Source organism: Rhodococcus ruber NBRC 15591, from assembly GCF_001894945.1.
Lineage (GTDB): Bacteria > Actinomycetota > Actinomycetes > Mycobacteriales > Mycobacteriaceae > Rhodococcus > Rhodococcus ruber.
The window spans coordinates 23,873-48,115 of sequence record NZ_BCXE01000002.1 but is presented as its reverse complement, the minus strand read 5'-3'; the positions used below and the strand labels follow the sequence as shown (position 1 = coordinate 48,115).

25 protein-coding genes are annotated in these 24,243 nt (G+C 70.2%); 15 read left to right on the top strand and 10 right to left on the bottom strand.

From position 1 onward, the window contains the following. Positions 1-153 precede the first annotated feature (153 nt). Positions 154-3,354, top strand: coding sequence for a type I restriction endonuclease subunit R (locus tag RR3_RS03020; RefSeq protein WP_064066086.1), 3,201 nt, complete (start codon positions 154-156; stop codon positions 3,352-3,354). A gap of 36 nt (positions 3,355-3,390) precedes the next feature. Here the strand turns inward: RR3_RS03020 and RR3_RS03015 are convergent, their stop codons facing one another. The 3 genes from RR3_RS03015 to RR3_RS25090 all read right to left on the bottom strand — a co-directional run bounded on the left by RR3_RS03015 (position 3,391) and on the right by RR3_RS25090 (position 5,370). After that, entirely contained in the window at positions 3,391-4,752 is a 1,362-nt protein-coding gene (locus tag RR3_RS03015) for a hypothetical protein (RefSeq protein WP_064066085.1), read from the bottom strand. A gap of 93 nt (positions 4,753-4,845) precedes the next feature. Then, positions 4,846-5,013 (bottom strand): hypothetical protein, encoded by a 168-nt coding sequence (locus RR3_RS24810; protein WP_017679713.1) that lies wholly within the window; start codon positions 5,011-5,013, stop codon positions 4,846-4,848. A 234-nt stretch (positions 5,014-5,247) separates the two neighbouring features. Next, positions 5,248-5,370, bottom strand: coding sequence for a hypothetical protein (locus RR3_RS25090; RefSeq protein ID WP_255325546.1), 123 nt, complete (start codon positions 5,368-5,370; stop codon positions 5,248-5,250). 123 nt (positions 5,371-5,493) lie between these two features. On the opposite strand from RR3_RS25090, the gene RR3_RS25310 reads away from it, so the two are divergent. After that, positions 5,494-5,748 (top strand): dienelactone hydrolase family protein, encoded by a 255-nt coding sequence (locus tag RR3_RS25310; RefSeq protein ID WP_199915387.1) that lies wholly within the window; start codon positions 5,494-5,496, stop codon positions 5,746-5,748. Here the strand turns inward: RR3_RS25310 and RR3_RS03000 are convergent. Continuing rightward, positions 5,717-6,394 carry a TMEM175 family protein gene (locus RR3_RS03000; RefSeq protein WP_064066084.1) on the bottom strand — a complete coding sequence of 226 codons (678 nt, stop codon included), beginning with the start codon at positions 6,392-6,394 and terminating at the stop codon, positions 5,717-5,719. The two genes, RR3_RS25310 and RR3_RS03000, sit on opposite strands and share 32 nt — an antisense overlap. 48 nt (positions 6,395-6,442) lie before the next feature. Continuing rightward, positions 6,443-6,733 (bottom strand): hypothetical protein, encoded by a 291-nt coding sequence (locus RR3_RS02995; RefSeq protein ID WP_064066083.1) that lies wholly within the window; start codon positions 6,731-6,733, stop codon positions 6,443-6,445. Positions 6,734-7,025: 292 nt separating this feature from the next. On the opposite strand from RR3_RS02995, the gene RR3_RS02990 reads away from it, so the two are divergent. From RR3_RS02990 to RR3_RS02975, 4 genes are read left to right on the top strand one after another with little or no spacing between them, the layout of a single operon-like run. Beyond that, positions 7,026-7,523 carry a methylated-DNA--[protein]-cysteine S-methyltransferase gene (locus RR3_RS02990; RefSeq protein ID WP_064066082.1) on the top strand — a complete coding sequence of 166 codons (498 nt, stop codon included), beginning with the start codon at positions 7,026-7,028 and terminating at the stop codon, positions 7,521-7,523. After that, the gene (locus tag RR3_RS02985) at positions 7,510-8,001 is read left to right on the top strand and encodes an RNA polymerase sigma factor (RefSeq protein ID WP_064066081.1); all 492 of its coding nucleotides are present in this window, start codon (positions 7,510-7,512) and stop codon (positions 7,999-8,001) included. The genes RR3_RS02990 and RR3_RS02985 overlap by 14 nt, the downstream gene beginning before the upstream one ends. Continuing rightward, complete coding sequence (locus tag RR3_RS02980; RefSeq protein ID WP_048771568.1) at positions 7,998-8,579, top strand: methylated-DNA--[protein]-cysteine S-methyltransferase; 582 nt, start codon at positions 7,998-8,000, stop codon at positions 8,577-8,579. The genes RR3_RS02985 and RR3_RS02980 overlap by 4 nt, the downstream gene beginning before the upstream one ends. Beyond that, positions 8,576-9,433: a DNA-3-methyladenine glycosylase family protein gene (locus tag RR3_RS02975; RefSeq protein WP_010595654.1), complete on the top strand. Its 858-nt coding sequence runs from the start codon at positions 8,576-8,578 to the stop codon at positions 9,431-9,433. Before RR3_RS02980 ends, RR3_RS02975 begins: the two co-directional genes overlap by 4 nt. On the opposite strand, the gene RR3_RS02970 is transcribed toward RR3_RS02975, so the two are convergent. From RR3_RS02970 to RR3_RS02955, 4 genes are all read right to left on the bottom strand, one after another. Continuing rightward, the gene (locus RR3_RS02970) at positions 9,412-10,956 is read right to left on the bottom strand and encodes a bifunctional 3'-5' exonuclease/DNA polymerase (protein ID WP_064066097.1); all 1,545 of its coding nucleotides are present in this window, start codon (positions 10,954-10,956) and stop codon (positions 9,412-9,414) included. The genes RR3_RS02975 and RR3_RS02970 overlap by 22 nt on opposite strands. 259 nt (positions 10,957-11,215) lie before the next feature. Further along, positions 11,216-12,082 carry a 3-hydroxyacyl-CoA dehydrogenase gene (locus RR3_RS02965; protein ID WP_017679708.1) on the bottom strand — a complete coding sequence of 289 codons (867 nt, stop codon included), beginning with the start codon at positions 12,080-12,082 and terminating at the stop codon, positions 11,216-11,218. Continuing rightward, positions 12,079-12,744 (bottom strand): TetR/AcrR family transcriptional regulator, encoded by a 666-nt coding sequence (locus RR3_RS02960; RefSeq protein ID WP_017679707.1) that lies wholly within the window; start codon positions 12,742-12,744, stop codon positions 12,079-12,081. The genes RR3_RS02965 and RR3_RS02960 overlap by 4 nt, the downstream gene beginning before the upstream one ends. Positions 12,745-13,010: 266 nt before the next feature. Continuing rightward, the gene (locus RR3_RS02955) at positions 13,011-14,345 is read right to left on the bottom strand and encodes a YhgE/Pip domain-containing protein (RefSeq protein ID WP_064066080.1); all 1,335 of its coding nucleotides are present in this window, start codon (positions 14,343-14,345) and stop codon (positions 13,011-13,013) included. 180 nt (positions 14,346-14,525) lie between these two features. Here RR3_RS02955 and RR3_RS02950 point away from each other — a divergent pair, with 180 nt between their 5' ends. The 5 genes from RR3_RS02950 (at position 14,526) to fahA (ending at position 19,019) form a co-directional block, all read left to right on the top strand. After that, positions 14,526-14,954: a DUF4247 domain-containing protein gene (locus tag RR3_RS02950; protein WP_048771579.1), complete on the top strand. Its 429-nt coding sequence runs from the start codon at positions 14,526-14,528 to the stop codon at positions 14,952-14,954. A gap of 158 nt (positions 14,955-15,112) precedes the next feature. Then, positions 15,113-15,646, top strand: coding sequence for a MarR family winged helix-turn-helix transcriptional regulator (locus RR3_RS02945; RefSeq protein ID WP_026137528.1), 534 nt, complete (start codon positions 15,113-15,115; stop codon positions 15,644-15,646). 111 nt (positions 15,647-15,757) lie between these two features. Beyond that, complete coding sequence (locus RR3_RS02940; protein WP_048771582.1) at positions 15,758-16,954, top strand: homogentisate 1,2-dioxygenase; 1,197 nt, start codon at positions 15,758-15,760, stop codon at positions 16,952-16,954. Further along, on the top strand, positions 16,951-17,835 hold the full coding sequence (locus RR3_RS02935) for a hypothetical protein (RefSeq protein WP_010595646.1): 885 nt from the start codon (positions 16,951-16,953) through the stop codon (positions 17,833-17,835). Before RR3_RS02940 ends, RR3_RS02935 begins: the two co-directional genes overlap by 4 nt. Continuing rightward, positions 17,832-19,019: a fumarylacetoacetase gene (fahA, locus tag RR3_RS02930; RefSeq protein ID WP_010595645.1), complete on the top strand. Its 1,188-nt coding sequence runs from the start codon at positions 17,832-17,834 to the stop codon at positions 19,017-19,019. The genes RR3_RS02935 and fahA overlap by 4 nt, the downstream gene beginning before the upstream one ends. Before the next feature lie 16 nt (positions 19,020-19,035). Here fahA and RR3_RS02925 read toward each other — a convergent pair whose 3' ends face one another. Next, entirely contained in the window at positions 19,036-19,761 is a 726-nt protein-coding gene (locus tag RR3_RS02925) for an MOSC domain-containing protein (protein ID WP_010595644.1), read from the bottom strand. An 84-nt stretch (positions 19,762-19,845) separates the two neighbouring features. Between RR3_RS02925 and RR3_RS02920 the strand changes: the two genes are divergently transcribed. The 4 genes from RR3_RS02920 (at position 19,846) to RR3_RS02905 (ending at position 24,201) form a co-directional block, all read left to right on the top strand. Continuing rightward, positions 19,846-20,820 carry an LLM class F420-dependent oxidoreductase gene (locus tag RR3_RS02920; protein WP_064066079.1) on the top strand — a complete coding sequence of 325 codons (975 nt, stop codon included), beginning with the start codon at positions 19,846-19,848 and terminating at the stop codon, positions 20,818-20,820. Between the two features lie 109 nt (positions 20,821-20,929). After that, positions 20,930-21,817, top strand: coding sequence for an alpha/beta fold hydrolase (locus RR3_RS02915; RefSeq protein ID WP_017679699.1), 888 nt, complete (start codon positions 20,930-20,932; stop codon positions 21,815-21,817). Between the two features lie 10 nt (positions 21,818-21,827). Then, positions 21,828-22,628, top strand: coding sequence for an enoyl-CoA hydratase (locus tag RR3_RS02910; RefSeq protein ID WP_064066078.1), 801 nt, complete (start codon positions 21,828-21,830; stop codon positions 22,626-22,628). Between the two features lie 55 nt (positions 22,629-22,683). Then, a complete protein-coding gene (locus RR3_RS02905; protein WP_040274704.1) occupies positions 22,684-24,201 on the top strand; it encodes an acyl-CoA synthetase in 1,518 nt (505 codons plus the stop codon). Positions 24,202-24,243 lie beyond the last annotated feature (42 nt).

The following is a 24,243-nucleotide window of genomic DNA, read 5'->3' as shown; positions in this document are numbered from 1 at the left end:
CAGCTTCGACCCGAGTAGCTCAATCGCAGTACCTTGAACGCGATAACGCGGGTTATCAATCGACTGATAGCGCCCCGTGCAATCGACGACAAGTCTCGACAGATCACCGCCCGCCTGCTCGCTCGACGCGAGCCGACCTCTTAAGTTGGTGCCATGGCAGACATCCTGGATTTCACGGGCCACAGCCTGAACGAGTCGGTGTGGGAGCAGCTCGCGCTCGACACCCTCGGCGAACTGGGCTGGCGTCCCGTGTCCGGAGTGGACATCGCCCCTGGCAGCGGGGAACGCTCGTCGTGGGACGACTTGGTGATCGAGCCGCGCCTGCGCACGGCGCTCGCCCGGCTGAACCCCGACCTGCCGCCCCAGGTGATCGAGCAGGCCGTGGACGTGGTCACCACCGCCGGATCCACCGACGCGATCTCGGAGAATCGCGCCGTGCACGCATACCTCACCGAAGGCTTGCGCAAGATCAACTATGTCGACGACAGCGGCGTGGAGGTCACACCCACGATCCGCCTGATTTCCGTGGACCCGGACGACAACGACTGGCTCGCCGCGCGTCAGGTGACCGTAATCCGCGGCGACCATGAGCGCCGCTTCGACGTGGTTCTGTACCTCAACGGGATGCCCGTCGCGGTGATCGAACTGAAGAACGCCGGCAGCGAGCATGCCGGGCTCAACGGTGCCCACGCCCAGCTGCACACCTACCTACGAGAGTTCCCGCTCGCGTTCCGCTTTGTCGTCGTCGCGCTCGTCTCCGACGGCATCACCGCCAAGTACGGGACGCCCTTCACCCCGTACGAACACTTCTCCCCCTGGAACGTCGATGACGACGGCCGCCCGATCGAACCCACCGGCGACCACACAGCCCTAGACGTCGCCCTGTACGGGCTGTTCAACCTCGAACGGTTCCTGCAGCTCGTACGCGACTTCACGGCGTTCGATCAGAGCGAGGGCGGGCTGATCAAGCGCATCGCCAAGCCGCACCAGTACTTCGCCGTCACCAAAGCCGTCGCGTCGACCGTGCACGCCGTCGACTCCGAGGGCAAGGCCGGCGTCGTCTGGCATACCCAGGGCTCCGGTAAGTCGATGGAAATGGAGCTGTACGCGAACCAGGTGATCCGCCACCCCCGGCTCGCCAACCCGACCGTCGTCGTCATCACCGACCGCAACGAACTCGACGGCCAACTCTACGAGACGTTTCTGCGCTCCCAGCTGCTCCCCGAAAAGCCGCGGCAGATTCGGCGCCGTGACGAACTCCGACAGGAACTGTCCGGCCGGACAACCGGCGGGATCTACTTCACGACCCTGCAGAAATTCGGGCGCAGCCGTGACGAACGCGAATCCGGCCACAGCCACCCCCTCCTCTCGGCCCGGCGCAACGTCATCGTCATCGTCGACGAGGCGCACCGCAGCCACTACGACAACCTCGACGGCTACGCGCGCCACCTGCGCGACGCGCTGCCGCACGCGACCCTCATCGCCTTCACCGGCACGCCCGTCTCGTTCGAGGACCGGGACACCCGGGCGGTGTTCGGCGACTACATCGACGTCTACGACCTCACCCGTGCGGTCGAGGACGGCGCCACCGTCCCGGTCCACTTCGAAAGCCGGCTGGTCAAGGTCGCGTTCGCCGGCGACGTGACCGAGGAGCAGATCGACGCGTCCGCCGACGAACTCACCGTCGGACTCGACGACACCGACCGCGACCGCATCGAGAAGTCCGTCGCGGTCGTCAACGCCGTCTACGGCGCGCCGGCCCGGCTGCACAAGCTCGCCGCCGACCTCGTCGAGCACTGGGAGAGTCGCCGCGAGCAGATGGCCAAATTCGTCGGGTCCGACGACAACCCCACCGCGCCCGGCAAGGCCCTGATCGTGTGCGCGACCCGCGAGATCTGCGCCAATCTCTACGACGAGATCGTCGCGCTGCGCCCGGATTGGCATTCGGACGAGATCTCCAGTGGGCGAATCAAAGTCGTCTACTCGGGAACCGCGGCCGATCAGCCGCCGATCGACAGGCATGTGCGCCGCGACTCGGCTAACGCCGCGATCAAGAAGCGGCTCAAGGACATCGACGACGAGCTCGAAATCGTCATCGTCAAGGACATGCTGCTCACCGGCTTCGATGCGCCGCCGCTGCACACCCTCTACCTCGACCGGCCGTTGAAGGGTGCGCTGCTCATGCAGGCCCTCGCCCGGGTCAACCGCACCTTCCGCGGCAAGCGCGACGGGCTGCTCGTGGCTTACGCGCCCGTCGCCGACAACCTCGCCGAGGCGCTGGCCGAGTACACGGCGACGGATCAGGAGACCAAACCGCTGGGCCGGCCGATCGAGGAGTCCGTCGACGCCGTCAAGAATCTGCTCACGGTGCTCGCGAACATGCTGCACGGTTTCGACTGGCGGTCGCGCCTCCGGTCCGCCACCGGACCGCGTGGCTATATCGAAGCTGTGCTCGCCACCGTGAACTACCTGCGCGACCCGAAGCTTCCGGAGAACCGGGTGCCGGAAGGGGACGAGACTCTTGCGGCCCGCTTCCGGAAATTCTCCTCCCAACTGTCCCGTTCCTGGGCGATCTGCGGCACCCATCCCGATCTGGGAGGGCTGGCCGCCGACGCGAAGTTCTTCGAGGAAGTCCGCGTCTACATGGCGAAGTTCGACGCCGAGGATCGGCAGGCGCGGGGGCTCGCTGTTCCGGAGGACGTGCGGCGCGCCTTGCGTCAGCTCATGGCCGCCTCGGTCGAATCGGGCGAGGTACTCGACATCTACGACGCCGCCGGCATTCCGCGGCCCTCGCTCACCGAACTCAATGCGGAGTTCCTGGCACGGGCCGAACACGCGAAGAACCCGAACCTCGCGATCGAGGCGCTTCGCAAGCTCATCAACGAGGAGGCGCGAAAGGTCGCACGGCACAATCTGGTACGTCAGCGAGCGTTCTCACAACGCCTGCAGGAGCTGATGAACAAGTACACCAATTCGCAGCTCACCTCGGCGGAGGTGATCGCCGCGCTGGTCGAGGTCGCGCAGGAGGTGCAGGCCGAGAGCGACCGCGGCCGCCGCTTCGATCCGCCGCTGGACTGGCACGAACTCGCCTTCTACGACGCCGTGGCCCAGAACGAATCCGCCGTCACCGAGCAGGGCGACGATGTGCTCGCCCAGATCGCCCGGGAACTCGTCGCCGTCATGCGTCGCGACGTCAGGACCGACTGGCGCGTGCGGGCAGACGTCAAGGCCAAGTTGCGCTCGCAGATCAAGCGGCTGCTCACGCGGTACAAATACCCGCCGGATCGGCAGGCAGGCGCGATCAAGCTGGTACTCGAACAGATGGAGGCGATCGCTCCGACGATGGCGGCGTGAGGGTGCGTTCTGCGCGCGCGTGCTGGAGGGTGGCACTCACCGGCGGTCGCGACGTCGTCGCTTCGGCGCCCGTCGGCGTTCGAGGGACTCGGCGAACCCCAGGGCCGCACCGGCGGCCACGGCGACGATCGCCGCACCGGCCAGCACCTGCGTCGACGCCGCGAACGCGGTGACCGCAACGACGAACACCACCCAGGTCGCGGCGGCCGCCATCGCCTTCGGGTCGGCCCACCACGACCGGCGAGTCGAGCGCAGGTGCAGGCGCTGCCACAGCACCCGCTCGGCGGCGGCGCACAACTCCTCCACCGCCGCCCGCACCGCGGTGACCTCCCCGGCGCCGGACGACACGAGCAGGGTGCGTGCCCACTTCGGGTCGTCGTGCGCCGGCCGAGCCTCGGCGGACAGCACGGCGAGTTCGACGAGTCGCACCCGTGCCCGCGCGACATCGCCGAGGGCGGTGCGGATCTCGTCGGGGTCGAGCGTCTCGTGCCGCCGGAGCGCGGTCAGCAGGCGACGGTGATCGGCATGCAGCTGTGCGCGCAGGCCCGTCCAGCCGAGCAGGTGGTACAGCGTCTCCCGGCTGTCCGCGCCGACATATCCGCCCCCGAGGTCGAGCAGCAACGCCCGGCCGTCCTTGCGCACGGCCACGTCCGTCGCGGCCGGCCGGTGCCAGGCCTGCAACCGTCCGCACGAGCGCGCCGCTGCCTCGGCCAGTACGCCGGCGGGTGGGCCGTCGACCAGACGGCGCGCCGCCTCGCGTGCGTCGCCGGCGACCTCGACCACCAGTCCCTCGATCGACGGTTCGTCGGTAAGGGGAGGCGCGGTGCGGACGGCGACCTGCGCGAGGGGGCGGTACACCTCCGTGTCGGGCAGCCGGGTGTCCAGTCGCGGGAACAGGTCGACCAGGCTGGCGTCGGCGGTGATCCCGAACGGGGCGAGGAAGGTGTCGAGGGTCCGCCGGAAGCCCGTCTCGGCGCCGTCGAACAGGGGGTCGCTGTGCCAGGTGAGCACGGCACCCGGTGGATCGGCGGACAGGATCTCGCAGACCAGTACCGGTCCGGCCCCCGGCACCTCCCACAGTGACGCACATGCCCCCGCCGGTCCGTCGTACGGGCGTGGGTGCGCGGCGGGGGTCGGCGCCCCGAAGGTCAGCCGAGTGCCGGGTTCGGCGCGGTGCCGGAAGGCCAGCAGGGCAGCGGGGCGTTCGAGGTAGCCGGTGCGGCCGGCGATCCGGGCCGGCAGGAACGGCTCGGCGTAGGGCACGGCGGGTACCGGGGGTGGTACGGGCCGTTCGCCGATGTCCAGGGGTAGGAACATCACCTTCAGCACGGCGGCCCGCACGGGTGTGCTGCCCGACTCGAGCCGGGCGCCGGGCGCGCTCACAGGGATGCGCATCATGGTTCGGTCATCGCTTTCGACACCGGCCACACCGGGCCGAGACGACGCTCCGTCCCGGGTGCATCGGCCGGGACGGAGCGAGGGGAGAGGTTTTCAGTGCGGTGTGCGCGCGTCGGTGGTGTCCTGCAGGGCGACCACGTGCGCCAGGGCGTCGTGGAGCCCGCGGCGGTAGCCCCGGGTGTGGGTGGACGATCCGACGGTCGCCAGTTCGTTTTCCAGATTGCTGCGAATATTCTGCAGCGCATGCCTGGTGATTTTCATGCGGCTCGTGCCTTCTTCTCTGCGCTGTCCTTTCTCGCCATCGAAAAAGCGGAGTATCGGGCCAGTTCGTCGAGTACGTACAGCCGGGCGGTTTCCAGCCCTTGGCGGTATCCCGGAAAGTCGATTTCGAGATTCCGGTCTCGCGTCATCATTTCGCCGATGTTCCGGTAGAGGGTCTCCAGAGTCGTTGTCGTGGAGTGCATTCGAGTGTGTGTCCCGGCTTTGATCGAGTGGTCAGCTCTTGCGCTTGCGGATGAGCTGACCCGCATCCTGAGCCTTGGCTCGTTTTTCCGCGCGGCGCTCCTTCAAAGCGCGGGCGGACTGTTTGGAACTTTTGACGGCGGACTTGGCAGCCATTGTCAATCCTTTCCGAATCGGCAATCGCGAACTCGGCTCGACCATACCCAAAAGAAAAAATAAGTCCACTTCGGAGGGGTTGCGTTCCCACATCCGCGTGCCGCCCGGTCGTCCGCGTCGACAATCGTCGCCGCGGATGACCGGCCGGCGCGCGGCTGTTGCCGGTGGACAGGCGACTGCACCGGCAAGGTCGGCGTGATCGGATTCTGCACGGGCGGAGGGTTTGCGGTGCTCGCCGCGGCACCGAACTACGGGATGCTGCCGAGGAACGCGACCGAGGTACTGCGGGGCGCGGCCGGGAAGCTCGAGCGGGTGCTGTCCGAGCGGGTACCCGCTCTCCGGCCGGTCATCCGCTCTGACGATCGTCGCCGCGGATGACTGGGCGGCGAGCGGCTCCCATCGGTGACCTGACTCGAGCGCCGGACGGGTGACGGCCGCGCCGCACGAGCCCGGTCAACGGACCCGACAGCAGCAACAACAGCAGGGGGTAGTACGACAGCGGCGGGACGGTCACGCTCAGGACCAGTGCCACCACCATGAGCGCCGTCAGCACGACAGTCCCCGCCAGATCCGGTGGCTCGGCGCCCGCCGTGACGGCCGGGTGCCGGCCGGCGGCCCACGCCGACAACATCAGCGCCGCCCCGCTGGCCGCCATGGTGCCGATGTACAGCGCACGGGTCGCGGTCTCGTCGGAGTTCGTCGCCACCAGCGCGGAGGGGAAGGGCAGGAAGACGATGGTGAGTGCCCACAGGAACAGCGCCCGATCGACCCAGGGATCGTCGGCGACGATGTCGCGGACCAGCCGGTGCTGCCCCCACCAGAACCGGAAGATGACGACGAAGCTCAGGGCGAACGCCCCGATCGCTCCGGTGGCGTCGTGCAGCAATTCGATCGTCGTCCCCTCGTGATCGGAGGCTCGATCGACGAGCGGCAGCACCAGCAGGGTGATCGCGATGGCCACGATCGCGTCGAGGAACGTCAGATACCGTTCGAAGCTCCGGTCCCGCTCTCTCGGTTCCGCCATGGCTTCACAGCATGGCATCGCGCGTCCCGGCGCGGAGCCGAACGGCGGTCACGGCCGCGGGTCCGTGCGGGTCCACCGGGGCCGATCGTGGCGCGTGGCCGCGGTGCAGCGGCGGCACGGTACGACACCGTGTTCGCCGGTGTCCGCCAGGTACAGCGCCTCGCTCCACGGCACGTGCGGGAAGCGGGCGAGGCGGGTGCGGGAGAGCGGGAGTCCGCACAGGGTCTGATTGGTGCCGGGCGTCCAGGCGTGCGTATCGCCGCGCGGGTATCGGATTCCGTCGTCGTCGTCGATCCACTGGCTCGACGACGCGACCGCGGGTTCGGTTCGCCTGGCCATGAGTCCGGGTTCCCCGGCCGGGGCGGGGCCACGCCCCCCGACGAAAGATGAAGGACCGGCACGCTCGGTCGCCTCACGGCGAAAGGCGCAATGCAGCTCCAGCCGGACGGAACTCTGCAAAGGCAGAAATATTGAGCCCGGGGGACACGGAGCGTGCCGATCCGAACTCTTCAACACCGACCCGTTCCCGGGTATTCCGGCCACGGCCCGGTGAACTGCGTCACGGATCGATCTCACGTTTCCGCCCGTGGAGGCGTCTACCCCGTATACACCGGATGGAAGGATCGAACCCGTGAACGCGACGCGAACCCACACGGTCGTCGACTCACCGATCGGACCGCTGACTCTGGTGCGGACCGACGGGGCCCTCAGCGGCCTGTACCTCGCCGAACATCGGCACCGACCCGGCCCGCACACCTTCGGGGATCTCGCGGCGACCGGTTTCGAGGAGATCACCGAGCAGCTCGACGAATACTTCGCGGGCCGGCGCACCGAGTTCACCGTGCCGCTCGGGCTGCACGGAACCCCGTTCCAGCGCCGGGTGTGGCAGGCGCTGCAGGCCGTCCCGTACGGCACGGTGTGCACGTACACCGAGCTCGCCGCCGCGGTCGGCCAACCCACCGCCGTGCGCGCGGTGGCCGCCGCCAACGGCCGCAACCCGGTGAGCATCGTGGTGCCGTGCCACCGCGTGATCGGCCGCGACGGCACCCTCACCGGGTACGCCGGCGGTCTCGACCGCAAGCGTTACCTGCTCGACCGGGAGGCGCAGGTGACCCGTGCCGTCCCGTGACCCGCTGCCCCCGTTCGAGCGGGTCGTCGCCGAGCACGGCGGCACCGTCCTGCGGGTGTGCCGCGCGCTGCTCGGTCCCGTCGACGCCGACGACGCCTGGTCCGAGACGTTCCTCGCCGCGCTGCGCGCCTACCCGGCGCTGCGTCCGGGCAGCAACGTCGAGGCGTGGCTCGTGACGATCGCCCATCGCAAGGCCGTCGACGTCCACCGGTCCCGGGCTCGCACGCCGGTACCCGTCGCCGTCCTCCCGGAGCGCCCGGCCGACGCGGGCATCCCCGCACCCGACGACGACCTGTGGTCCGCGGTCGCCGCGCTGCCGTTCACCCAACGCGCCGCCATCGTCTACCACCACGTGGTCGGCCTGCCCTACGCCGAGATCGCCACGATTCTCGGCAACTCCACCGACGCCGCGCGCCGCGCCGCCGCCGACGGCCGGGCCGCGCTGCGCCGCCGCTATCCGACGGAGGAACCGTCATGACGCTCGAACCGTCCCCTGTCGCCACCGCCGATCTGACCCGCCTGCACGCCCGGCTGACCGTCGCTGCCGGCGCCGCCGACCTGCTCGACGTCGCCTACCGCATCGTGGACACCCCGGTCGGGCCGCTGCTGCTCGCCGCCACCCCCGCCGGACTCGTGCGGGTCGCGTACGCCGTCGAGAACCACGACGCGGTCCTCGATCGGCTCGCCGCCGACATCAGCCCCCGCATCCTTGCCGCACCCGCCCGGCTCGACACCGCCGCTCGCCAGCTCGACGAGTACTTCCGCGGCACGCGCACCACCTTCGACCTGCCGCTCGACCTGAGCCTGGCGCGGGGTTTCCGGCGCGAGGTGATCACGCACCTGCCCGGCTACGGCCGGACCGCGAGCTACGCCGAGGTGGCGGCCGTAGCGGGCAGCCCCCGCGCCGTCCGGGCGGTGGGCACGGCGTGCGCGAGGAATCCGCTGCCCGTCGTCCTGCCGTGCCATCGCGTGGTGCGCGGCGACGGCGACCTCGGCCGGTACGTGGGCGGGGTGGAAGCCAAGCGTGCCCTGCTCCGGCTCGAGACCGCGGCGTGAGCGTCGTCCTGCGGCCGACCGTGACGCCGCCGCTGGCCGCGGCGCCGATGCTCGCCGCGCTGCGCAGCCACACCGTCGCCGGTCTCGAACGGCACGACGCGGACACGGGCACGCACGTCCGGTCGGTGCGGGGGCGGTACGGTCCCACGGTGGTCGCGATCCGTCCCGGCTCCGAGCACGTGTCCGTCCGGATCGACGCGGATCGTCGCGACCTACCCGAGGTGGAGCAGACGGTCCGGCGGTGGCTGGACCTCGATGCCGACCCGGCCGTGATCGACGCGGCGCTCGGCGCCGATCCGTACCTCGCGCCGATGGTGGCGGCCCGGCCGGGACTGCGCGTGCTCGGGACGACGGACTGGTTCGACACCGCCGTCCAGACGGTGCTGGGACAGCAGGTCAGCGTCGCGGCGGCCGCCACGTTCGCCGGCCGCCTCGTCGCCCGCTACGGCGATCCGGGACGCGACGGCCTGCTCTGCTTCCCGTTGCCGACCGGGCTCGTCGGTGCGGACCCGCACGAACTGCAGGCGGCCGTGGGGCTGACCGGCGCCCGGGTGCGTACCGTGCTCGCGCTCGCCCGCGCCGCGGCCGACGGTCTCGATCCGTCCGACCCCGTGCGGTTCCGCCGGGACCTTCTCGGACTGCCGGGAATCGGGCCGTGGACCGTGGACTACCTCGCCGTGCGCGTGCTCGGGGACCGCGACGCGTGTCCCGTCGGAGATCTGGTGCTGCGCAGGGCCCTCGGCGTGGATACCGCCCGCGAGGTGACGGTCCGGACGCGGCGGTGGAGTCCGTGGCGGGCCTACGCCTCATTCCACCTGTGGACGCACGCCGCCTACGACTCGTCCGCGCCGTAGCAGTCGCGCACCGAGACCTGCATGGGGAAACGCACTTCGGTGGCTCCGAACAGCAACCGGGTGGCCGACTCCACCGCGGCGGACAGGTGTGCCGTCGCGGTCTCCGGCGTGCGGGTGTGCACCACGATCTCGTCGTGCTGGAAGAAGACGAGCTCACCGGCGTCGCCGGCGGCCAGGCGCAGACGCAGGTCGGCCAGCACGCACAGCGCCCACTCGGCGGCCGTCGCCTGGACGACGAAGTTGCGGGTGAACCGTCCCCGGGCCCGCGCGTCGCCGTGCACGAAGAAGCCGGCGTCGGGCGGCGGGCACGCGCGGCCCAGCCACGAATGCACCACCTCGCCGCGTTCCCCGGCCCGCGCGGCGTGCTCGACGAACTCCACCGCCTCGGGAAAACTACGCCTCAGCATCGTGAGCAACGCCCGCGACTCACCGGACGTCGCACCGTAGAGCACGCCGAGCACGGCCACCTTCGCCTTCGCGCGGTCGCCGCCGAACGTCGCCGCCGCCACCGGCGCGTACAGGTCCTCGGCCCCCGCCGCCGTCGTCATCCGCGGGTCGCCGGACATCGCGGCGAGGATGCGCGGTTCGAGCTGGCCGGCATCGGCGATCACGAAAACGTGGCCGGGCTCGGCGATCACGCTCGACCGCAACGCCTTCGGAATCTGCAGGGCCCCACCGCCGCGGCTCGCCCAGCGCCCGGACACCACGGCACCGGGCACATAGACCGGGCGGAACCGGCCGTCGCGCACCCAGGTGTCGAGCCAGTGCCAGCCGTTGGTGCTGTGCAGCTTCGACAGATCGCGGTGCTGCAGGAGCAGCGGCACCGCCGGATGGTCGAGTTCGCGCAGTACCCATTTGCGGGTGGACGGCACCTCGATGCCTTCCCGCCGGAACGCGTCGAGCACCTCGGTGTGCGAGGCCGGGTTGAGCGCACGACCGAAAACCGCACCGATCCGGGCGTTCAGTTCGGTTATCCGAGGCGGCAATCCGTCGTCGGTGGGGCGCGGGCCGAGGGTGCGCTCGAGCACCCGCCGGTGGGCGTCGGCGGAGAAGGGCAGCCCGTCGAAGCTCATCTCGGCGGCGGCCAGCGTGCCCGCCGATTCGGCGGCGACGAGCAGTTCGAGCCGGGCGCGGCCACCGAGTTCGGCCCGCTGCCGGGCGAACTCGGCGAGCACCGAGTCGAGGTCGGCGGTGGGAGCGACGTCGAACAGTCCCGGTCGCTGGTCGATCGGCTGTTCCGGTGGCGCGGGAATCCCGGCGCGTACGTTGAGGATTGCGCGGGTGGAGGCGAGGTCGTGGCATCGGCGCACGCGGGCCCCGCCGCGCAGCAGTGCGGGGTAGACGGAGGCGGTGCCGGTCCAGATCCAGCGCGGCGGGTTCGTCGCCTCGCACGTCCGCACGAATGTCGTCAGGTCGTCGTGGTGCTCGGCAGCGGCGAGCGGTCGTCCGTCGGGGTCGACCGGAACGGTCCACCCGCCGGGCGACTGCCCGCCGGCGGTGTCGGGAACCAGCACGGTGCGCACCGGTCCAGTCTGCACCTCGGTGCCGACACCGCCGGCGGACGGTCCCGTCCACGTCCGGCTCCGCACCCGCACGGCGGAGCCGGACGTCGCTCTCGGGGAAGTCCGTGATCGGGAAGGCGGCTCCGGACGGGGAGGCGAGCCCGGCCCGGGGAACCATGCGCTGTTCTCGTCCACCCGTGGGGGCTTACGGGGCCGTGCGCATGCTTCGTGGTTCCACTGCCGTCGTACCCGAGTCGCCGCCCTGTCGCGGCATCTGCCTCTACCGGCCGTCGGAGTAGGAGTAGAACCCTTCGCCGGTCGCCACGCCGAGCTTGCCGGCGTCGATGTAGTTCGCCTTCAACCACGCGGCGATCTTCCGGTCCTTCTCGTCGCCGTGGGACAGGATGTTGTACGGCGTGGTGAGTCCGATGACGTCGTAGATCTGGAAGGGGCCCATGGGTGCCCCGGTGGCGATCCGCCACACCTTGTCGACGTCCTCGGGGGCGGCGAAGCCGCCCGCGGCGAGCTCACCGGCGGCGTTGAGGAACGGCACCAGCAGCGAGTTCAGGACGTAGCCGGCCTTCTCCTTGTGGATCGGGATGGGGACCATGCCGATGGCCGCGGCGAAGTCGACGACCCGGTCGAACACCGCGGGGTCGGTGTCGTCGGTGCCCATGACCTCGGCCGTGTTGAACTTCCACACCTGGTTGGCGAAGTGCAGCGCGAGGAACTTGTCGGGACGGCCGGTGAAGTCCTTGATGTCGCTGGGCAGGAGCGTGGAGGAGTTGGTGGCGAAGATCGTCTCCGCGGGTGCGACGGCGCCCAGCTTCGTGTAGGTGTCCCGCTTGATGTCGAGGACCTCGGGTACGGCCTCGACGACGAGGTCTGCGTCCCGGACGGCGTCCGCGAGGTCGGAGGACAGGCGGATGCCGGTCGCAGCCGCCTCCGCCTTCCCGTCGCCGGCACCGGGAACCTCACGCTTGTACGTCTCGGCGAGCTCGCCGAAGCGCTTCTGCGCGTTGGTCAGGGCGTCGTCGCTGATGTCGTAGGCGGTGACGTCGAACCCGCTGTAGGCGGACTGGAACGCGATCTGCGCACCGAGGACACCGGTCCCGAGGACCGTCACCTTGCTGATCCGGCTGGTCATGATTCCTTCTTTCGTTGGGGTGAGGACGTGCCCGGTTGCGGCGTGCCGCGGGCCGGGCGGTCGTCGTCGAGTGCTGCGAAGAAGCCCGTGACGATCTGGTCGATCTGGGCGTGCAGGTCGGCTTCGGGGTCGTTGTGTGGATGCGCACCGGTGAACGCGCGCGCAAGGATCAGGTGCAGGATCGCGAAGATGCTCCGGCCGGCGTGCCGGGCCCGGTCCTCCGCCTGCCTCTCGTCCAGCCCGCGGTTGCGCGCGGCCTCGACGAGCCGGCACGCGACCGTCTCCTCGAAGAGGGCGACGAGATCGAGTCCCTCGGAACGGTATTTCTCGCTTGCGGAGCCGAACAGCAGCTCGCGTTGGTAATTCACCGTGTTCTCGACGTTGCTGTCGGCCGCCTCGAGAATGGGCCGGACGAGGGCCAGTACGGCGTCCACCGGGTCGCGCCGCGAGCGTGACTCGCGCTCGCCGATGCTCAGGGCCGCCCGGAACTGCTGGTTGTAGACCATCATCAGCAGTTCGCCCTTGGACGTCGCGTAGCGGAACAACGTTCCGGCCGCGACGTCCGCGCGTTCGGAGATCTGCTGTGTCGTGACCCCCGCGAAGCCCTTCTCCGCGAACAACGATGAGGCGGCAGCGAAGATTCGGCTCTGCTTGTCACGCATGTTCCGGTCTCGGCGACCCGGCGCTCCCGCCGATTCGACCATTTCGCGCCTCCCGGAATGAGTGGACTCATTAATGAGCATACTCCGCTATCGGTCCGCGGGCATCCGCTGGCCCGCTCGGTCACGCTGCTGCCGGCGACGCCGCAGCCGGGGACAGTTTCATCCCCCGTTTCACCCCGGCGCGGCTGGGCCGGGCGGAATCGGAACGCTACCTTCGAGACCCGGGACCCCGCTGCTCTGCCCTCGAGGAGCAGCGGGGTCCTGTCTCACGTGTCCTGCGCCGGAACGAGTGCGGGGTCGGCGTCGCTGCGGCGGTGGAACCCGCGCACGTCGTAGATCCGAGTCACCACCGCCCCGAGCGCGAGGCCGATCCCGAGACCCAGCAGGGTCATCAGGGCGCCGCGGGTCAGCCCCGCGGGGCCACTGCCGTCGAAGTACAGGATGGCCCGGGTCGCGATGTACACCTGATGCATCGGTTCGAAGGTCGACAGCCACGTGTACAGCGGGGGCATCGCCTCGAGCGGCACGGTCCCGCCCGACGACGGCAGGCCCAGGATGATGAAGATCAACAGGTTCACCAGCAGTCCGGCGGAACCGAACACGGCCATCACCGAGATCGACGTGACGCCCACGGCCGTGATCGCGAGGGCCCCGTACTCCCACAGCAGCAGGGCGCGCGTCACGGGCATGCCGAGCAGGGTGGCGATCCACAGGTAGAGCGCCGACACGATCAGCCCCAGGATTACCATGATCGCCCACTTCACGAGCAGCACCCGGAACCGCGACAGATGCGCCGTCTTCCGGTCGACGTACCACGGCCCGTACTCGGTGGGGACGAAACCGAGGGCGCTGTCGACGAGCGAGTTGACGATGGTGGCGCCGGTGAAGCCCGCGAGGATGAGCAGCAGTGTGTAGTAGAACGCGGACAGGCCCAGCCCGGTGCCGTCGGGCAGCGGCTTGTGCTCGACGAAGCGGACATCGATCGGATCCGCCAGCGTCAACCGGCTGCCGCCGGACAGCTGCAGATCCGGGGCGCTGGCGGCGAGGGTGTCGGTGACCGTGGTGGTGAGTTGTTCCCCCACGGTGGCGTTCACGGTGGTCAGGGCGCGGTCGGCGATCGATTCGACGATGCCCTTGCCGAAGGTGCCGGTGCGGGGGTTGGTGTAGACGGTGATGATCGGCTTCTCGATGTCGCCGGGGATCACGCTGCCCTGCGCCAGGATGGACGTGCGTTTGGTGAAGTCGCTCGGAATCACGATCGCGCCGTAGAGCCGGCCCGAGTCGAGACCGGAGATCGCCCCGGAGATCCCGACCTGCTGCAGGTCGATCTCCGCCGGATCGACCCCGTCGGCGACGGCGGCGGTGATCTCGGCGCCGAGATTGCGCTGCTGGTCCGAACCGGGCAGCACGTCGCCGACGTCCTGGTTGACGATGGCGACCGGGAACCTGTGCAGATTGTCGGCCGGATTGATCATGCTGCCGATGTAGAGGGCTGCCAGGGCCGCCATCACGGCGGTCACCACGACGACCGGCGCCAGCCAGAAGCGGGGGCTGCGCAGGGTGCCGGCGTGCGGGTCGGCGCTGATCTCCGTCGAACTCATTCCAGGCCTTCCGTGATGCGTCGAGTCGGTGCGGTGCCCTTCAATTGTGCACACCCGTAGTCAGATGCGGATGCTTCCCCGCCGCCTCGTGGTACGAGACACGAAACGTGCACGCCCGCGAGGTGGCTCACTCCCGGACTGTATGGTGCCCCGCGGAACAATTCGATACGGGGGGATTTCATGGGGGAAATCGTGCGCGCGGGCCGGGCGTCCGTCGCGAAACGGGCGGTGCCGGTGCTCGTGTCGTCGCTGCTGCTCGTGGGCTGCGGCGGCGAGAGCCGGGACCACATCGCCGAGACCTACGAGCATCGGGAGACGAGGAGAAACACCGAGGTCTACCACTCGCCGGATCCGGTGCAGGCGACGGTCGACGCGATCGTGCGCAGGCAGGAGCCGACCGCGCAGACGGTCGATCGCGGCCGGTGGGAGCTGCGATTCCCCGGTGACGTCGTGATCGTCGAGGCCGCGGCCGAGGGTGGCAGCACAGTCATCGTCCGGGACCTCGACCGGCGACCGCGCCGGGGTCTGTTGCAGCGGCTGGGGGCGCTGTTCGGGTCCGACGCGTCCGGAGCGGGGCACCGGCCGGGGTCCGAACGAGGGGCGAGGTAGGAGCGTAGGCGGGCGGTCGATCGGGATGGTCCGGCCGACCCGCGCGTGAGCCGTGGTCGTTCGGCCGCCGGTGCCCTCCGATGCTCTGCCGGGTCGGGGGGCACACCCATGTAATTAATACGTGTACTAAATTGTCGAGCTCGGATAAGGTGAAGGCCATGACCGAAGCGGACGCCCGCGACCTCGACTACTGGTCCTTCGTCGAACTCGCGAACCGGCGCCTGAGCAACCGATACGGCGACTACCACGAGCAGGCCACCGAGGTGCTGCTGACTCTCAACCGCGCCTCCGACATCGTCACGTACGACCTCGAGGCGGCCGTGCACCGCCCGCGGGGGCGGTCGTGGTCGGCCTATCGGCTGATGTTCGTCACCTGGCTGGCCGGTCCGATCGAGCCGAAGATGGCCGCCAAGCTCACCGGCATGAGCCGTGCCGCCGTCTCCAATCTGGCGAAACCGCTGGTCGAGGCGGGTCTGTTGACGCGAACCCCGGATCCGGAGGACGGCCGGTCGGTCCGCTTGTCGCTCACCGAGGCCGGCGAGCGGGAGATCGTGGAGACGTTCCGTGCCCAGAACGAGCGGGAAGCGGCATGGGTGGACGTGCTGAGCGAGGCGGAGCAGCAGATTCTCGTCATGCTCCTCAACAAGCTCATCACCAAGCGCAGCCAGTTCGACATGCGCGACCGCAACTGACGACCGATCGGGCCGATGTGGTTGCGCTCACGCCCGAAAAGTAGTTAAGGTGTTTATCAACACCGCGGCCTCCCGCGGATCCGCCACGAAGAGCCCGAGGAGCTGAATCTCATGGCGTTCTACCGACAGCTCGGCGTCATCCCGCCGAAGCGCCACACCCAGCACCGCAACGAAGACGGCGGGCTGTTCTACGAGGAGCTGATGGGCGAGGAGGGCTTCTCCTCGGACTCGGCGCTGCTCTACCACCGGCACATCCCGTCGGCCATCGTCGACGCCACCGAGTGGAAGCTGCCCGACCAGGCCACCACCCCGAACCACCCGCTCAAGCCGCGCCATCTGAAGCTGCACGATCTGTTCCCGCAGACCGTCTGGGCCGAGACCGACGTCGTCACCGGCCGCCGGCTGATCCTGGGCAACGCGGACGTGCGCCTGTCGTACGTCGTGTCGGCGAAGGAGTCGCCGCTCTACCGCAACGTCGTCGGCGACGAGATGGTCTACGTCGAGTCGGGAACCGCCCGCGTCGAGACCGTCTTCGGTGTGCTCGACGCGAAGGCCGGCGACTACGTGCTGCTGCCGATGGCCACCACCCACCGCTGGATCCCCACCGGCGACGAGCCGCTGCGCGCCTACGTCATCGAGGCCAACAGCCACATCGTCCCGCCGAAGCGCTTCCTGTCGCGGTTCGGCCAGTTCCTGGAGCACGCGCCGTTCTGCGAACGCGACCTGCACGGCCCGACCGAGCTGATCCAGGTCGAGGACAGCAACGTCGAGGTCCTGGTCAAGCACCGCACCTCGCACGGCATCGTCGGCACCCGCTACCTCGTGCCCAACCACCCGTTCGACGTCGTCGGCTGGGACGGCTGCCTGTACCCGTACACCTTCAGCATCCACGACTACGAGCCCATCACCGGCCGGGTCCACCAGCCGCCGCCGGCGCACCAGGCGTTCGAGGGCAACAACTTCGTCATCTGCAACTTCGTGCCCCGCAAGGTGGACTACCACCCGCTGGCGATCCCGGTGCCCTACTACCACTCCAACGTCGACTCCGACGAGATCATGTTCTACTGCGGCGGAGACTACGAGGCCCGCAAGGGCTCCGGCATCGGCCAGGGATCGATCTCCGTCCATCCCGGCGGCCACGCCCACGGCCCGCAGCCCGGCGCCTACGAGCGCAGCATCGGCGTCGACTTCTTCGACGAGCTCGCCGTCATGGTGGACACGTTCCGGCCGCTCGAACTCGGTGAGGGTGCGCTCGCGTGCGAGGACGCGGCCTACGCCGGAAGCTGGAACCGGGGGCTGCAGAAGTGAGCACTCTCGGAGCCCTGCTGACGGAACTGTGCGACGACGCCGCGCTGTTCCCGCCCGGTAACGCCCCGCTCGATCGCGCCCTGCCGGCCCACGCCGCGCACCGCATCGCCGACCATGCCGGGCTGGTGGGCACGTTCGTGTTCCCGGCGCCGCGGATCCCGGAGTTGCTCGAGGCACTCGGACAGCGCCCGTTCGGGGGCGACCTCACCCTGAGCCTGACCGTTCCGGGCGGGCCGTCCGCGGTCGTTCCCGCAATGGAGAGCCTGCGCGACGTCGACGGCGTCACCGTGGCCGCCCTCGAGATCGCCGTGCCCGCCGGGGAGAGCCCCGCCGGTGTGCTCGTCGCCCTCGACCTGATCGCCGCAGAGTACCCCGGAGTCGCACTGTTCGTGGAGGTTCCGCGCGACGAGCGCCGCGCCGAGATCCTCCAGGGACTCGTGGGATCGCGTTACGCGGCGAAGTTCCGCACGGGCGGGGTGGTCGCGGAGGCGTACCCCGACGAACGGGAACTCGCCGACGCCCTCTCGACCGTGGTCCGCACGAAGGTCCCGTTCAAGGCCACGGCGGGCCTGCACCACGCGGTCCGCAACACCGACCCGCACACCGGGTTCGAACAGCACGGATTCCTCAACGTGCTCGCCGCCGTCGACGCCGTGCTCGACGGTGCGGACACCGCGGCCGTCGCGGCGGTGCTCGCCGACCGGGACGGCGCCGGCCTGGCCGCCCGGCTGCGCGACCTGTCGCCTGCTCGAATCGAGGAGCTGCGCAACAGCTTCCGCTCGTTCGGCACCTGCAGCATCGTGGAGCCGCTCGCCGATCTCGTCGAGGTCGGCCTGGCTCCGCCGACGATGTCCCCGATCACCGAAGGATCTCTCGCATGACCGTCATCGACATCCCGGAAGGTTCGCTCTTCGGCGCGAACAACCTGCCCTACGGCGTGTTCTCCACGGCCGGAACGCAGCCGCGCGTCGGCGTGCGTGTCGGTGACTCCGTTCTCGACCTGTCCGTCGTGTTCGACGATCCCGCGTTCGCCGCCCCGACCCTCAACGCCTTCATGGCGCAGGGCCGCGCCCGCTGGGACGAGGTGCGGGCCGCGCTGCAGGATCTCGTCGCCGGGGACGTGCCCGCCGAGGCCGTGCACGCCGTCGCGGACGTGACCCTGCATCTGCCGATCGACGTCGCCGACTACGTCGACTTCTACGCCTCGGAGAACCATGCGTCGAACCTCGGGCGCCTGTTCCGGCCCGACAATCCGTCGCCGCTGATGCCGAACTGGAAGCACCTGCCGGTCGGCTACCACGGCCGGTCGAGCACCGTGGTCGTGTCGGGAGTGGACATCGTGCGTCCGTGCGGACAGCGCAAGGGCCCGAACGATCCGGCGCCCGTGTTCGGCCCCTCGATCCGCCTCGACATCGAGGCCGAGATGGGCTTCGTCGTCGGCGTCGGGTCGCCGATGGGATCGTCGATCTCCCCGGACGAGTTCGCCGACCACTGCTTCGGGGCCGTCATCCTCAACGACTGGTCGGCCCGCGACATCCAGGCGTGGGAGTACGTGCCGCTCGGTCCGAACCTCGGCAAGTCGTTCGCGACCTCGATCTCCCCGTGGGTCGTGCCGCTGGCCGCGCTCGAGGCTGCCCGCGTCGACACCCCGGTGCAGGACCCGGAACCGCTGCCGTACCTGAAGGGCACCGAGAAGTGGGGCCTGGACATCGATCTCGAGGTCGAGTGGAACGGTCACGTCGTCTCGCGTCCGCCGTACGCCCAGATGTACTGGTCGCCGGCGCAGATGCTCGCGCACACCTCCGTCAACGGTGCCGCCACCCGCACCGGCGACTTGTTCGGCTCGGGCACCATCTCCGGTCCCGAGAAGGACCAGCGCGGGGCGTTCATCGAACTCACCTGGGGCGGTATGGAACCAGTGCAGGTCGGCGACGAGACCCGGACCTTCCTCGAGGACGGTGACGAGATCTCGATCTCCGCCACCGCGCCCGGGCCGGACGGCACCCGCATCGGGTTCGGTGAGGTCCGCACCCGCATCCTGCCCGCGAAGGACTCGGGCCGCTGACCGACCCGGATCCGTTTCAGCGAACGGTCAGTGAGTCACCCAGCGAGAGAACGCCTTCCGATGCGACATCGGCGTACACCCCGATGCACGGTGCCGGCCTGGCCTCGGGACGGTTCGGGACGCGGTTGCGGCCGGTGACGGTGCGCAGCATGTCGCGCCGCGCCGGCACCTCCTGGTGCGGCAACGTCACCATCACGCACCGCGCCGTGCGCTGCGTCGGCACGAGCGCCGCCGTCCCCACCTCGAGCTGGCGGCCCAGCCAGTCGTCCTCGACGAACCCGGTGCCGTCCGCCGAGACCACGACGTTGGGGCGGAAGCGGCGCAGCGCGACGTCGGCGGGGTCGCCCGTGCCGAGCGCGTCCACGGCTGCCGTCGTGAGCAGGTGCAGCGGCGCCTCGTCGTAGGTGCGCGGGCGGGCCTCCAACGTCAGTGCCCGCCCGGTCAGTTCCGACAGCAGCGCGGGGGTGCGCGGGTCGTCGCCGCGGGTGCACCGGCCGTCGGGCAGGGTGATCTCGAGGACGGCGGGATCCGACGGGTCGGCGTCGTCGAGCAGCCGGGCGCGGCATTCGAGCAGTCGCGACCAGGCGCGCACCTTCTTCGCCGTCGCGACGGCGCCGGTCTCGGCGTCGATCACCGCCCACAGGTGGTCGCCGCGCAGTCCGTCCGGCTCGATCGTCGCCGACGGCAGTTGCTCGCCGCCGAACGACTTGACCGGGTAACGCCAGAGCTGAGAGACCTGCACAACGGGCCAGCATACGGACCGGTGTGCCCTTTGGGCGGTCCTGGCAGCCCAAAGGACGCACCGGCGCAGCCTAAGGTGTGGCGTATGAGCGATGATGCGACGCCTCGCCGTTGGGGCCTGACGATCCCCCTCGACGGCATTGCCCTGCCCGACCAGCGAGATCTGATCGCCGAACTGCCCGACCTCGGCTACACCGACGTGTGGTCGTCCGAGAGCAGCGTGGCCGACGCCTTCACGCCCCTGGCGCTGGCGAGCGTGTGGGCCCCGACGCTGCGGCTGGGCACCGCGATCGTGCCGGTCTTCACGCGCGGTCCCGCCACCCTGGCGATCTCCGCGGCCACCCTCGCCGCCGCCGCCCCGGGCCGTTTCGTCCTCGGCGTGGGCACCTCGTCCAACGTGATCGTCGAGAAGTGGAACAGCACCCCGTTCGAGGAGCCGTTCAAGAGAGCCCGCGACACCCTGCAGTTCCTGCGTGCCGCGCTCGCCGGCGAGAAGATCAGCCACAAGTACGACACGTTCGAGGTCGGCGGGTTCCGCGCCGGACTCGTCCCCGATCCCGCCCCGCCGCTGCTGCTCGCCGCCCTGCGCCCGGGGATGTTGCGCCTCGCCGGACGCGAGGCCGACGGCGCGATCGTCAACTGGCTCTCGGCCGACGACGTGCGCACCGTCGCGCCGTACGTGCACGAGGGAGGAGCGGGCAAGGAGATCGTCGCCCGCATCTTCGTGCTGCCCGGTTTCGACGCCGAAACCGCCCGCAGCATCGGTCGTCGCATGGTCGCCGCCTACATGAACGTCCCCGTCTACCGTGCCTTCCACGAATTCCTCGGACGCAGCGACGATTTCGAGAGTATGTGGCGGTTGTGGGCGGAGGGGGAGCGGTCGGCGGCCCTCGCTGCGATCCCTGACCACGTGGTGGACCAGCTCGTCGTGCACGGGCCGCCGGAGGCGTGCCGCGAGCACATCGAACGGTACGTCGAGGCGGGCGTGACCACTCCCGTGATCGCGATGACCACCGCCGGCGACCCGACGGAGATGATCCGGGCCCTCGCCCCGCGCTGACCATCGGTCACGATTCGGTCGCGGCCGTAACGCGCGGCTCGGGCATCGACGACATTCCCGGCAGATCGACCGCTGGGAGGCCGCGATGCCTGGACCGGATCCGCGCCGGGTGACCGTCGCCGCCGACGACGGTGTGCCCCTGTCGGTGCGGGTGCACGGACCCGTCGACGCGCTCGTCACCGTCGTGCTGGTGCACGGCCACTGCCTGCACACCGGCAGCTGGTCGGCGGTACGCGAGCGCCTGGCCGGGCAGGCCGGCGCGGGGGTCCGCATCGTCGCCTACGACCAGCGCGGGCACGGCCGGTCGGGGATCGGCGCGCCGGAGACGTACACCATCGAGCAACTCGCCCACGACCTCGACGTCGTCCTGCGCACCGTCGTGCCCCCCGGGCCGGTGGTGCTGGCGGGGCACTCGATGGGCGGCATGGTGGCGATGGCCTACGCGCGGCTGTACCCGGAGCGGATCGGCAGCCGCGTCGTCGGTGCCGCCCTCGTCGCGACCGCGGCGAGTGGCCTGGCCGAGTCGGGGCTCGGCCGTTATCTGCGGCACCCGGCGGTGTCCGTGCTGCACCGCGCGGTGCGACGCGCGCCGCGGGTGATGCAGGGATCGATGCGGGTCGGCGGGCGCATGTGCGGTCCTGTGGTCCGTCGCGGCGCCGCGGACTCGTGGGCACGGTCGCTGGCGACGGCCCTGGCCACCGAGACGTCGGTCGTGACGCTCTCGCGCTTCCTGGCGGCGTTCGCCGTGCTCGACGAGTCGGCGGCCCTCGCCGTGCTGGCTGCGATCCCGGTCCTGGTGCTCGGCGGCTCGGCGGACGAGCTGACGCCGTTCGCGCACTCGCGGGCCATCGCCGCGCGGCTGCCCGCCGCCGAACTGGTGCGGGTCGACGGGGCGGGGCACTCGGTGATCGTCGAGCGCGCCGACGAGGTGGCGGCCGCGCTGCTGCGACTGCTCACCCACGTTCGGGGGGTGGCCGCCCCCGTCGCGGTGGTGTAGGCAGGAGCGCATGACCGACACGCGCACCGACCAGCCCGCCGCCGTACTCATCGCCGTCGACGAGGCGTCCGGGATCGGCCTGCTCACCCTGAACCGTCCCGATCAGCGAAACCCGTTGTCCGCGTCGGCGATGCGCGAGGTCACGATGGGGCTGCACGCGCTGTCCGCGGAGTCCGCGACCCGGGTGATCGTGATCCGCGCCGAGGGCCCGGTGTTCTCGGCGGGCCACGACCTGCGCGAGATGATCGGCCGGACCCTCGAGGACGAGCGGGTCATCTTCGACACCTGTACCGAGATGATGCAGACCGTGCAGTCGGTGCCGCAGCCGGTGATCGCGTCGGTGCAGGGGGCGGCCGTCGCGGCCGGCTGCCAGCTGGTGGCGTCGTGCGACCTGGCGGTCGCGTCGTCGGACGCGGTGTTCGGCACCCCGGGGGTGAAGATCGGCCTGTTCTGTTCCACGCCGATGGTCGCGCTCAGCCGGGCCGTGGGGCGCAAGCGGGCCATGCAGATGCTGCTCACGGGCGAGACGATCGACGCGGCGACGGCGGCGGACTGGGGGCTGATCAACTTCGTCGTCGACCCGGCGGCCCTGGAATCCGAGACCGCGGCGCTGGCCGCGAAGATCGTCTCGGCGTCCCCGGCGACGGTGCGGATCGGGAAGGAAGCCTTCTACCGGCAGATCGAGCTGCCGCAGGAGCAGGCCTACGAGGCGATGGCCGAGACCATGGCGACCAACGCGATGATCTGCGACGCCCAGGAGGGCATGACGGCGTTCGTGGAGAAGCGCCGGCCGGTGTGGCAGGGTCGCTGACGCTATCGATCGATCGGTCTGGTCAATTGGTTGGACGTCCTATAACCTGTCGGCCATGAGCCTCGACCCGCGCGCGAACACCGTCGACGGCGTGCTGCACCGCAGCGCCGTCCGCTTCCCCGACCGCACCGCCCTGCGGTTCGGCGACCGCACCCTCAGCTACCGCGAGCTCGACGACGCGGTCACCCGGGCGGCCGGACGGTTGCGCGCGCTGGGCCTGGACCAGGGCGATCGCGTCGCCGCGTACGGCACCAACTCCGACGCCTACGTCGTCGGGTACCTCGCGGCCGCCCGGGCCGGCCTCGTGCACGTGCCGATCAACTACGCCCTGCGCGGCGAGGAACTGAGCTACCTGCTCGGCCAGTCCGGGGCGCGCGCCGTCCTCGTCGACCCCGCGTTGCGCGAGAACCTCGACGCGGTCCTCGGCGACGTCCCGGCCGAGCATGTGGTGCCCCTGCGCGACGCCGACGACTCGCTCCTCGCCGTCGCGTGCACGGGCGACGTGCCGGAACTCGACGTGACCGTCTCCGACGCCGACCTCGTGCAGCTGCTCTACACCTCCGGCACCACCTCGAAACCCAAGGGCGCCATGATGCCCCACCGGGCGCTGGTGCACGAGTACACCTCGTCGATCGTCGCCCTGGACCTGGCGGCGGACGACAATCCGCTGATCTGCATGCCGCTGTACCACTCCGCCGGCATGCACGTGTTCATGCTGCCGTACCTGGCCGTCGGCGCCACGGTCACGCTGCTGCCCGCCCCCGACATCCCGGAGATCCTGCGGCTCGTCGAGTCCGAGCGGATCGGCTCGCTCTTCCTCGCCCCGACGGTGTGGGTGCCGCTGGCGAGCCACCCCGACCTCGAGACCCGCGACCTGTCGTCGCTGCGGAAGGCGCAGTACGGCGCGTCGATCATGCCCGTCACCGTGCTGAACCGGCTCCGCGAGCGCTACCCGGACCTCGGGTTCTACAACTGCTTCGGTCAATCCGAGATCGGGCCGCTGGCAACGGTTCTGCGCCCAGAGGAGCACGCGGACCGGCCGTCGTCGTGCGGGAAGGCGGTGCTGTTCGTCGAGACCCGCGTCGTCGACGCCGACGGCAACGACGTGCCCGACGGCGAACCCGGCGAGGTGCTGTACCGGTCGCCGCAGCTGTGCCTGGGCTACTGGGACAACCCGGACGCCACCGCGGAGGCGTTCCGCGACGGGTGGTTCCACTCCGGCGATCTCGTCACGCGCGACGCCGAGGGCTACATCACCGTCGTCGACCGGATCAAGGACGTCATCAACACCGGCGGCATCCTCGTCGCGTCCCGGGAGGTGGAGGACGCCCTCTACACCCACGAGGCCGTCGCCGAGGTCGCGGTCATCGGCACCCCCGACGAGAAGTGGATCGAAGCCGTCACCGCCGTCGTCGTGCTGCGCGCCGGCGCGGACACCGACGAGAACGAGCTGATCGACCACGTCAAGCAGCGCCTGGCGCCGTTCAAGGTTCCGAAGCTCGTCCGGTTCGTGGACACCCTCCCGCGCAACCAGAGCGGCAAGCTTCTCAAGCGCGAGCTGCGCACCCGGTGACCGAATGTCACATGGGTTCGATCGAATCGACGCGATGTGACA